Origin of the sequence: Brucella oryzae (assembly GCF_041929965.1) — a bacterium.
GTDB lineage: Bacteria > Pseudomonadota > Alphaproteobacteria > Rhizobiales > Rhizobiaceae > Brucella > Brucella oryzae.
Genome location: NZ_JBHEEO010000043.1, coordinates 1 through 10,317, shown reverse-complemented (window position 1 = coordinate 10,317; position 10,317 = coordinate 1). Strand labels below are relative to the sequence as shown.

Genomic DNA, 10,317 nt, shown 5'->3' with positions numbered 1-10,317 from the left:
CATTCGCGCAACTCGCAGCATAAGTGCGTCCAGAGATAAGAGCGCTTCTATCCTTCTCAAAACTTTGCGACACTGCCGGTTAAACACTTTGCCACATATCAGCGTCGTCTCAATAGCCAGGTCAGAATAGCGACATTGACCACCGCGCGTCTTGCGCAGTGGTGCAATCCATCCGGCTATAGCTGCTTCACTGATCCAGAAAGTAACACTCCCGCGCTGACGCAAGCCTGCTTCGTACTCCGCCCAGTTCGTGACCTTGAACTTCTGCTTGGGTATCCGGTGACGACGGGCGGAATTTGTGCTTGAAAGGCATTGGCTTGATCCAAATTCTCAACGAACCAAAACATTAAAAGCCAATGCTATAAAAACTCTGAAACTCACCGGCGATTTGATGCACCATCGCCGTGCCATCCCATGACACAGCCAAAACCCGGCTACGAAGATCGTCGCTGAAAGCTCGGGTCGCTTTGCCATGGACTAAATCATCAATGGGGCAATAGAAGCAGAGTTCGGCCAACAAGGGAATCCTTATCGCGATTCCGCGTACAACGGACGTGCTCTAGAACCCCCAAGTTCAAAGGCCGCAAAGGACAGTCGCCGGGTGCGACTGTCCTAAAGTGAAGGGTTACGGGGCTCCGTTGGTCTTCACAGAAAGCTATCAAGAATCGGCGTCCACTCGCCATTCTGATTGTCGAACTGCGGAATATGCGCGAGGCTATGAAGTAGCTTCACATCTTCGCCCAGTGTGGCCTGCCAGTCCTTGGCTTCGGTGAGGATGACGCCGATGCCGACGACCTCGCCACCTGCCTTGCGCACCAACTCGACTGATCCCTTGAGACTTGAACCCGATGCCACGACGTCGTCCACCACGACCACGCGTTTTCCCTCGAGAAGCGGGATTGCCTGACGATCGAGAAGCAAACGCTGCTCGCCCTTGGAGGTGATGGAGGAAATCGTCTGCACCAGTGCATCGCCGAGATGGATTTTCGGCGACTTCTGCAACACGACATAATCGTCAAGACCAAGCGCGCGCGACACTTCAATCGCTACCGGAATGCCGAGCGTTGCAGCACCGACGATCACATCGGGCCTCAGCGGCGCCAGCTTTTCGGCCAGCGCTTTGCCCACATGTTCTCCGAAGCGAACACCGAGATCAATGACCATCATCAGGGAAATGGCGAAGTTCGGATTGATCGGCACAATCGGCAGATCGACCTTGCGGCCTGCCACATCGACGGTCCAGACCTGTCCATTGCCGGAAAGTTTCGTGCTGTCTTCAGTCATCGTTTTATGTCCTTGGTATTCAGCCGTGATTCAACCAGCAGGCCCACGTTGCGCCATGTGGTGCGCTTGCGCTTGGTGTCGAAGCCATAAATGGCGAGCGAAAGCGAAATGGCATGCGCCATGCGGATTGCCTGCACCAGAAGCGGAACACCGCGCGCCAGCGCAAAACGCAGGCGCATCGGGAAGGAGACGTCATCGATTTCCATGCCGCGGGCGCGCTGCGCATCCGCGATACGTTCGAAATCCTCGCGCAGCATTGGGATGATGCCAAAGGTCAGCGACAGTACTAGCGTTACCATAGGCGGCAGACGCGCAGCGCTTGCCGCTGCCAGAATGGAACCCGGCGTGCTGGTTTCCATTACAAAATAGAAGGCAGCCGTGGTCGTCACCAGCCGCGCCGCCATACCGGCGGCAATCGGCAGTGTATCCACGACGGCCATGCCTTGCAGCACGAGATTGAGAATCCAGCTCGCCATGACGAGCAGCGTCAACAGCATCGCACCCTTGAGATAGCCGCGCAGGCCCGGCACCTTTACCAGCACAAGAAAGCCGACCGTCACCAGCGCCAGCGGTACGCCATAATGCCAGCCGGGCACCAGCCAAGCTGCAAGCATGACCAGAAAAGCCGCGACGAGCTTCACGAAGAAGTTCAAATCGTAGAAGATTTTCATGCGGCTTCTCCCGTCTCGACGACACGCGGTTTGGGCCAGGCCAGTGCGCCATAGGCATCGGAAGCCCAGGACGTATCCACATCGCCATCGAAAGTGACATGGCCGTTATCGAGGATCATGACACGGGACGACACATCGTCCACCAGTTCCAGATCGTGCGAGATCAGCATCACGGCACGGTTTTCGCTGAGTGCGGTTTCGAGGAACAGTTCCAGCATACGGCGACCGTTGAGATCGCGTGCCAGAAGCGGCTCATCGAGAATGGCAACCGAAGCGCCCGCCGCTTCCGCACAGGCGAGACCAAGCAAGGCCTGCTGCCGCGAGGAAAGCGCGAACGGGTTGGTTTCCTCGTGGCCGCCCAGACCATATTTGTGCAGGCATGCCGTTGCGCGGGCGGTGATGGCATCATCCTTCGGCGCGCGGGTTGCCGCTGTGATGGCGAAGACCACCTCTTCCAGCACCGTCATGTTGAACAGAATCCGGCGCATGTTCTGCGGCAGATAGGCAACCGAACGGGCACGCTTGGCCGCCGTCCACTTGTCGGCATTCTCGCCGCCAATGGTGATAGAACCGGCAGCAATTTTCTGAAGGCCCAGAATGGACTGGAACAGCGTGGTCTTGCCCGCACCGTTCTTGCCAATCAGACCGACGACCTCGCCCGCCCGTATCTGGAAATTCACGTTTTCAAGAACCGGCTGGCCATCACGGCGCTGAAGCTGCGTCTTGATGCCCGACACGGAAACGAGCACCTGACCATCGGCTTTGCCACCGGCAAGGCGCTTGCGCACCGCCACAGGCGGCAGAACACCCGCATCTTCCCAGGCTCCCGCATCATTGATGATGGAAGCAAGCGGCACGACAGGCGCAAGCTTGCCTTCCTTCACCAGGCCGACATCAGTGATGACGGCCTGCAAGGAGGCAGGATCCTGTTCGGCGATCAGCAGGGCCGGAATTTCCGCCCCGAGCTTTTTGAGAACCCGCACGAGTCGATGGCGCGCCGCCGGATCAAGACCCGTGGTCGGCTCGTCGAGGATCAGGAGCTTCGGCTCGGCAGCCAGTGCGGCGGCCATGGCCACCATGCGCCGCTCGCCGCCCGAAAGGGTCAGCACGCGACGGCCACGCAGGGCGTTCAGTTCCAGCTCGTTGAGAAGATCGTCAATCCGCGTGCGGACGGCGTCTTTGGCAAGGCCGCGATTTTCCAGCGGAAAGGCAATCAGGTCTTCGACGCTGAGATCCCAGAGCTGGTCTTCCACATTCTGCGAAACCACACCGACTGTGCTGAACAGCTCATCCTTCGATATGGAAGAGATGGGCTTGCCGTTCAGCGTCACATCGCCGCCAAAAACCTGCGGGGTAATCAGACGCGGCACAATGCCGGATGCAGCGTTGAGCAGTGTGGTCTTGCCACTACCGCCCGCGCCGCAGACCAGAAGGCGTTCGCCGTCACGGATATCGAGGCTGGCCTCGGCGATTGCCAGAACGGAATCGCCAAAGCTCACTTTAACATTCTGCAGTTGGAGCACTTTTCCGGGCCCGCTCTCAGAAATGCGTGAAACCGGACGGATGCGCGCCCTTGAGAATCTTCAGGGCCGGAACCACCAAAAGCGGGGTGCCAATCAGCATCGGAACGATATCGGAAAGACCGAGATACATGACGGCCCACCAGAACGGAAAAATGCCAAGATAGGCAAGGCTTGCCGAAACGGCGGCAACCATCAAGAGGCCAACAATAAGGCAGGTCGCTGCAATTTTAATCAGCGTTGTGCGATTGAAAGTCGTGGTCTTCGGATCGAACAGTATGCCGGGGATCAGGCCGGTTAGGCCAACCATGATGCCGTCGATGAGTAGCGAATGCGCAGGAATAAAGGTGCCAGCGAGTAGCGACCAAATGATTGTGCCGAGATAGCCGCAGATGAAACCGCTCTTGCGGCCCAGCAGAATACCGACTAGCGGCGGCAGGAAAGCAAAAATGCGCCACTGGATCACACCCGGAACCAGCTGGATCGGATTGGCGTAAGCCCAGAGAACGCCCGTTGCCGCAGCGGCAACGATGGAAAGAACGATCGGAAACAGTGTATTTCCGTCGTTATGGATGGTGGTTGAGTTGGACATTGTCTTATTCCCGTAAAGTGTCTCCCGTCTGCTTAAAGCAAAAGCCATGCCGCTTGGCTGTCGCTGCGGGCGAAAGAGACTTTATTGTAATGGCGTGAGGCTATCCTGTCGGCATTTCTGTAGCGATAAAGCACTTCCGGCAAAAACACCCGGCCTTCCGAAGAGTCAAGCGGAGTCACGCCTGCAAAGCAAAGAGTCACATCATACTGGACGTTGCCAGAAGAAATCCATTCTCAATGGTTGTCTCACCATCAGGAAAAGGGTCGTTGGCGTCATCCTGGCGATCTCTGCCGTGTTGTTGTTATACGATCTAAGCTGCACAGTTGTTATGTCCGCCACTCCTCAACCTAGGCGTTTGCAATGGCTGGAAGGGCTTCTTGACAGCATGTTTTTCCATTCGCGCGCGTATGGAACGCGGAACATCACTTCCACATGCTTCGCATCCGTGCGCCGACATCAATGCGGACATTGCGCGCGCTGGCTACGCTGGCGGTTGCTGCTACTTTGGGCCAGTTGGTCGTCTCAAATAAATGAAGGAGTGTGGCGGGGATGAATCGCGTTCGCGAAGCATATACATGCCGGTCGCCCTTCACATTTTGCCCATAGGTAAAAAACGTTGCGGTGTAATGAGAGCGAGATTGTCGCGGGCCCGTGTCATGCCGACATAAAGCAGGCGGCGTTCCTCTTCCAACTCGGCCGTCGTTCCCGCCCCCAGATCAGAGGGCATACAGCCGTCAACGACGTTGAGCATGTAAACGGAGCGCCATTCCTGACCTTTGGCGGAATGAACGGTGGAAAGGATGAGATAGTCCTCATCAAGAAGCGGCACGCCAGCCTGATCGCTCGTTGCATCCGGTGGATCAAGCGTAAGCTCGGTGAGAAAGCGTTCACGGTTCGGATAGCCGTTGGCGATCTGTTCGAGCTGAACCAGATCCGCCTTGCGTGTATCGTGGTCTTCATGAAGACGTTCAAGATGGGACTCGTACCAGACGCGCGCCAGGCCGATTTCTCCTGGCCAACCGCCTTCGGCTTTTCGTAGGCTGGAGAGGAGATCAATGAAAGCTGGCCAGTCGTCCCCACTTCTTGGCGGTGGCGGAATTTCTGCAAGCGACTGCAAAGGTTCCGGGTCCAGGGCAATGGTGTCAAGAATCCTGCCAGCCGTTTGCGGGCCAACGCCGGGTAGCATCTGCAAAAGGCGGAAGCCCGCAACACGGTCGCGCGGATTCTGCGCAAACCTCAATGTAGCGAGCAGGTCTTTCACATGCGCACTGTCGAGGAATTTCAGACCGCCGAATTTCACGAAGGGGATGTTGCGACGGGTAAGTTCGACTTCCAAAGCGCCACTATGGCTTGACGTGCGAAACAGCACCGCCTGCTGTTTGAGCCTGACGCCCACCTCACGGTTCGCCAGGACCTGCTCGACAATATAGTTCGCCTGATCGCTCTCGTCCCGAACCGTCACAAGCATGGGCCGTTGCTCCGATTGACGATCGGTCCAGAGGTTCTTGGTAAACCGCTCGCGGGCGAGACTGATCACTCCATTCGCGGCAGCAAGGATGGGCTGTGTTGAACGATAATTGCGATCGAGTGTGATGACGTCGGCTGGCTTTGGAGAAAATTCCTTGGGAAAGTCGAGGATGTTGTGAATGGTTGCAGCGCGGAAGGAATAGATCGACTGCGCATCATCACCAACAACCGTCAGACCATGCCCGCTCGGTTTCAGCGCCAACAGGATCGATGCCTGAAGGCGGTTTGTGTCCTGATATTCATCAACCAGAACATGGTCGAAACGATGACCGACATCCTCGGCAAGCGCGGCATCCGACATCATCTGCGCCCAGTAAAGCAGGAGATCATCATAATCGAGCACATTTTGATGCTGTTTGGCGTCCACATAGGCGGCAAAGAGCTGTTTCAACTGATCTTCCCAGCCAAGGGCAAAAGGATAGGCATTCTTTAACACCACGCCGATTGTACTCTCGGAATTGACGACCCGCGAATAGATTGCGAGACAGGTGCCTTTGGTTGGAAAGCGGCTTTCCATTTTCGAGAAACCCAGTTCATGACGAATGAGGTTCATGAGATCGGCGCTGTCTTCTCGGTCATGAATGGTAAAGTCGGCGCTGAGCCCGATCTGTTTGGCGTAAATGCGCAAAAGACGCGCGCCCATTCCATGAAACGTTCCCGCCCAGGCCAGAGCGTCCGTCATGACGGTCGAATGATCGCCAAGCACTTGTTTGCAGATACGCTGGACACGCCTGGCCATTTCGGACGCCGCGCGACGCGAGAATGTCATCAACAATATCCGGCGCGGATCAGCGCCATTGACGATCAGGTGAGCCACACGATGCGCCAATGTGTTCGTCTTGCCCGATCCGGCACCCGCGATGATCAAAAGTGGACCGACGATCGTACCATCCGGCATGGCGACGCCATGCTCGACCGCTTGTCGCTGGCGATCATTCAGTTTTTCCAGATGGGCCGCTGCCATATGTCCTCGTCACGCATGAATGGTTTTGAACACGGGACCGCGGGTAATCGGCTGACATGTCCATTTGTACTTTACTAGAGTATTCGAAACAAAAAGGGAACATGCTTGCCTGTGCCTTTGGCTGCGCTTTCGCCACCTCGCAATCGCTGCAGTTAAACTATGGATTCTCCACGAGCGCCAATTGGCGAGATGTAGTGGTGGCAATCTCCGCGCAAATGTGCTAATGTGGGTTTGTGTATTTATATGGAGGCAGCCCTTATGAGCCGTCTGACAATCGACATAACAGATCAGCAGCATCAAAGCCTTAAGGCATTGGCGGCCTTGCAGGGCAAGACTATTAAGCAATACGCTCTCGAACGTCTGTTTCCAGGTGATGTTAATGCCGATCAGGCATGGCAGGAACTTAAAACCGTGCTGGGAAGTCGCATCAGCGATGGCCTTGCGGGCAATGTATCTACCAAGAGCATCGGCCAAATTCTGGATGATGAACTGGACGGGAATAGCGCTTGACGGCCTATGTCCTTACGGTAGAGGCGGAAGCGGATTTGCGCCATATCATCCGCTACACGCGCAAGCAACGGCGCTATATCGGCAAGCTTGAACGTGGAATTGCCCACCTTGCTGCCGGGCAAGGTACTTTTAAGGATATGAGCGCACTATTTCCGATGTTGCGGATGGCGCACTGCGAACATCATTACGTTTTTTGCTTACCGCGCGAGAATGCATCTGCCTTGGTGGTCGCAATTTTTCACGAACGAATGGATCTCATGGCTAGATTGGCAGATCGGCTCAAATTAGACTGAACTATGGTGGCTGAATCTTCGAGATATGTAACCCCGCGTTTTCTTTTTTCGAGCCAAGGTCAGAAACATCTGAACTGCCTCCATTTCGTATTCGAAATGCTGTAGCATGATCTGCCCAGTGGTTCCGCTTCGCTCTCCTCCTCCCTGCGAAGCGGGCGTTCTTTTTTGGTCAAATTGTAACGGTAGCTACACTCACGGCAGGCCCGAGATTCTTATCTGGGCCTATAGCCTCGCGACTGTTTTTTCCGCGCCATAGTCAGGAACATTTTGATGGCCTCTGCTTCCTGTTCGAAATGCTGTAGCTTGACCTGTCCGGCGGTCCCGATCCGCCCCCACTGGCGTGTCAGGCAGGGTTCTCCAAACAACGAATAGGAAATATGCATGGCGTAGTAACGGGCCATGTTTTTATCCGGGTTTGTCCGTTCGACATAAAGATGAAACTGCTGGGCGATCATGTCAGAAAGATCGCCGAAACCCTCCCTCCCGTCTAACGACAGTTTTGAATCAATCAGCTCGGACCGATTCATTTCGGTGAACTATCCCTGTGTGCCCGGTCTGTTATCCGTCAAACGACGTAGAAATGGACGAAAGTTAGGGATGACCGTTTTTTGTCTCGATGGTAAAAATCGATATATATAAAGAGGAGAGGGGCCATGGAGGGCAATCCCGATTTTCACAGATCCGGTACGTTGAAGTCGCTTCTAACCGAAGGCGAGGAAGTGATACGTACTGCACGCGTATCCGATCATCCGAATTGGCTCGGTCGGCTACCGGCTGTCCCGTTTGTCGTTATGGCACTTGCCTGTGGTCTCGGCACGCTCTTATTTATCAGCAGGATTATTTAATTTCCAAAATAGCGTGGATTTGCATGGCCGGATGATTTGACCAGTATCGAACCGTCGACCTATTAAAAAGGCCCTGACGCTCTTCCCAAAGACGCCAGGGCCGTTCAACGTAATCAGGTCAGTTGTCGTCCACGTTGAACGCCCAACGTATAATTTTCTTCGGTTGGAATTTAAACCCTGGCTTTTTTCGCAAGGACGCCGAGCCGCACGTGAAGCACGCGTATCCACACTTGGGCGCGGAAAGTTGTTTCATGCTATTCATCATATCCTGGAATCTTCGATAGACCCTGAAACCAATGAGCTTTTTCTCTTTCCAGAGTGGTCACTGTATGCGCTTGCACTTGATGTGTAAAAAAATATGCATATACTGTGCGTATTATTGAGCGGAGGTGTGATGTGACACAGGCGCAGACAGATCGAGCATATGCTGTGGTTTCAGGCTTTGTTGACAGTCTTCAGGAGCCTCGGACACCCTATATCTCGCCATCGCGGCTATCGAAAGCGCTTGGGGTCAAGGTTGCAAATCTTGCAGAATTGACGGGTGTTCATCGTAACACGCTACGCAATCCATCTTCCGAACGTTTGCAAGGCAGAATGCGGGAAATGGTAAAAGTAATATCCGCAGCGGCTGAACTGACTGGTGATCTCCAGAAGGCGATCTACTGGTATCGGAATGAGCCTATTGCTGATTATGACCACCGCACAGCCGCAGAACTTGTTGCAGATGGTGAGATAGAAGCTGTTCTGGCCTATATCAGGGACCTGGAGAACGGAGCGCGGGGATGAAGCTCGTCCGTATCGGACCGAAGGACGTTTTTCATCGTTATCTAACACCGAAATGGGCATTCCTTCCAATCAGTGGGGCTGGCGCTGCAGCAGATGGGGGACGTTTTAATCGTCCCGGCGTAGAGGCTCTGTATCTGTCAGTGTCGGCGCAGACAGCACTCGAGGAGTATCGACAAGGGGCGAGCATTACGCCGCCTGCTACACTTGCGGCTTACACGATCACCCTTGGAGAAGTGGCTGACCTTTCGAGAGGATACGATCCCGTTCATTGGGACGACGCGTGGGCTGATTGGGATTGTCCATGGCGGAAAATCGCTCGCATCGATAAAAAGACGCCGCCATCCTGGAAACTTGCTGACGAAATCATCTCGGCCGGTTTGCGAGGCCTACTCTTTCCATCCCTCCGCCATGCTGGGGGAACCAATCTCGTGATTTTTCCAGCTAATCTTATCGCTGGAGATGAAGTTGACGTTCACGACCCAGACAATCGCTTGCCGCGCGATCAATCATCGTGGCCACATTAATTTCGGCCAATTCAGGCAGAAGTATTTTAAAGCGATGCCGTAGACGCGAACGACCATCAAGTCATTGGTATAACGCACTCCATCAACGTTTAATTCGGTGCGCCGATTGCTAATCACATCGGGGTCCGGCTATGCGGCACCGAGTGCCATTCTCGAATTCAGTGCCCGTTCCACCCGTAAGGTGGCCAGCGTTTGAGAGATCGTTTGAGACGCGGCCGGTCTCGTCGAGGGGGTCGAAATTCCAACGGCGATCCCGCGGGTGACGCATGCGGAACGAACCTTTTTTGGGAAAAGGTGTCAATCGGCGTTTAAACGGGACCCCTTATCGGCGTCCAAAAAGGGCTCTGACTCAATCTCGCTGATGTTCTGGATTCAATTGGCGTTGTTTCCAGAGGAGAATCAGCGCCATGCAAGCCCAGTTCCGTCTCTCTGATCTTATCCCTAGCGAACTAAACGTTGATGAGGTGCGTGATGCCGGCGACGCGATTATCGTCGCCGCCTACGGTCGATCCCAAGATTGCACATGCCCCCACTGCGGAACCGCCTCCCGTCGTGTTCATAGTCGCTACTCTCGAATGATTGCCGATCTGCCGTGTGCGGGCCGAAGGATCGAACTGCACCTGTCCGTCCGACGCTTCGTCTGTAGTGCCGTCCATTGCCGCAGAAAGATCTTCGCCGAGCGCTTCGGTGATGATGTGATCCGTCCCATGGCTCGCCGGACAGCCCGTCTGGACTGCCTCGTTCGGCATCTTGCTCTTGCACTGGGCGGTCGCCCGGCGGCGCGCTTTGCGGATCGTCTCG

Annotated in this window: 11 protein-coding genes and 3 pseudogenes; 6 read left to right on the top strand and 8 right to left on the bottom strand. The window is 55.1% G+C overall.

Annotated features, from left to right (window positions below; translation table 11 throughout):
• The 6 genes and pseudogenes from JNC70_RS22385 to JNC70_RS22360 all read right to left on the bottom strand — a co-directional run.
• Positions 1-313: pseudogene (locus JNC70_RS22385) on the bottom strand (transposase); the annotation flags it as partial.
• 332 nt (positions 314-645) lie between these two features.
• Positions 646-1,284: a phosphoribosyltransferase family protein gene (locus tag JNC70_RS22380; RefSeq protein WP_247997191.1), complete on the bottom strand. Its 639-nt coding sequence runs from the start codon at positions 1,282-1,284 to the stop codon at positions 646-648.
• Entirely contained in the window at positions 1,281-1,955 is a 675-nt protein-coding gene (locus tag JNC70_RS22375) for an energy-coupling factor transporter transmembrane component T family protein (protein WP_247997192.1), read from the bottom strand. Before JNC70_RS22375 ends, JNC70_RS22380 begins: the two co-directional genes overlap by 4 nt.
• The gene (locus JNC70_RS22370) at positions 1,952-3,454 is read right to left on the bottom strand and encodes an ABC transporter ATP-binding protein (protein ID WP_235914826.1); all 1,503 of its coding nucleotides are present in this window, start codon (positions 3,452-3,454) and stop codon (positions 1,952-1,954) included. The genes JNC70_RS22375 and JNC70_RS22370 overlap by 4 nt, the downstream gene beginning before the upstream one ends.
• Before the next feature lie 40 nt (positions 3,455-3,494).
• Positions 3,495-4,067 carry an aminotriazole resistance protein gene (locus JNC70_RS22365; protein ID WP_374789022.1) on the bottom strand — a complete coding sequence of 191 codons (573 nt, stop codon included), beginning with the start codon at positions 4,065-4,067 and terminating at the stop codon, positions 3,495-3,497.
• A gap of 422 nt (positions 4,068-4,489) precedes the next feature.
• A pseudogene (locus tag JNC70_RS22360) lies at positions 4,490-6,558 on the bottom strand (ATP-dependent helicase).
• Between the two features lie 258 nt (positions 6,559-6,816).
• Here JNC70_RS22360 and JNC70_RS22355 point away from each other — a divergent pair.
• Positions 6,817-7,068, top strand: a complete 252-nt coding sequence (locus tag JNC70_RS22355) for a type II TA system antitoxin, ParD family (RefSeq protein ID WP_151558811.1) — start codon at positions 6,817-6,819, stop codon at positions 7,066-7,068.
• On the top strand, positions 7,065-7,361 hold the full coding sequence (locus tag JNC70_RS22350; protein WP_151558813.1) for a type II toxin-antitoxin system RelE/ParE family toxin: 297 nt from the start codon (positions 7,065-7,067) through the stop codon (positions 7,359-7,361). Before JNC70_RS22355 ends, JNC70_RS22350 begins: the two co-directional genes overlap by 4 nt.
• Here the strand turns inward: JNC70_RS22350 and JNC70_RS22345 are convergent.
• Together JNC70_RS22345 and JNC70_RS22340 are read right to left on the bottom strand one after the other, a co-directional pair.
• Positions 7,353-7,481, bottom strand: a pseudogene (locus tag JNC70_RS22345) (WGR domain-containing protein); the annotation flags it as partial. The gene JNC70_RS22350 and the pseudogene JNC70_RS22345 overlap by 9 nt on opposite strands.
• Before the next feature lie 92 nt (positions 7,482-7,573).
• Positions 7,574-7,816, bottom strand: a complete 243-nt coding sequence (locus JNC70_RS22340; protein WP_151558817.1) for a WGR domain-containing protein — start codon at positions 7,814-7,816, stop codon at positions 7,574-7,576.
• 198 nt (positions 7,817-8,014) lie between these two features.
• Between JNC70_RS22340 and JNC70_RS22335 the strand changes: the two genes are divergently transcribed.
• The 4 genes from JNC70_RS22335 to JNC70_RS22320 form a co-directional block, all read left to right on the top strand.
• Entirely contained in the window at positions 8,015-8,206 is a 192-nt protein-coding gene (locus tag JNC70_RS22335; RefSeq protein WP_374789021.1) for a hypothetical protein, read from the top strand.
• A 396-nt stretch (positions 8,207-8,602) separates the two neighbouring features.
• Positions 8,603-8,992: a hypothetical protein gene (locus JNC70_RS22330; RefSeq protein WP_121987355.1), complete on the top strand. Its 390-nt coding sequence runs from the start codon at positions 8,603-8,605 to the stop codon at positions 8,990-8,992.
• Positions 8,989-9,516: an RES family NAD+ phosphorylase gene (locus JNC70_RS22325; RefSeq protein ID WP_213507507.1), complete on the top strand. Its 528-nt coding sequence runs from the start codon at positions 8,989-8,991 to the stop codon at positions 9,514-9,516. Before JNC70_RS22330 ends, JNC70_RS22325 begins: the two co-directional genes overlap by 4 nt.
• A gap of 407 nt (positions 9,517-9,923) precedes the next feature.
• Positions 9,924-10,317 (top strand): transposase family protein (locus JNC70_RS22320; protein ID WP_374789020.1); only part of this gene is annotated, 394 nt, incomplete at its 3' end.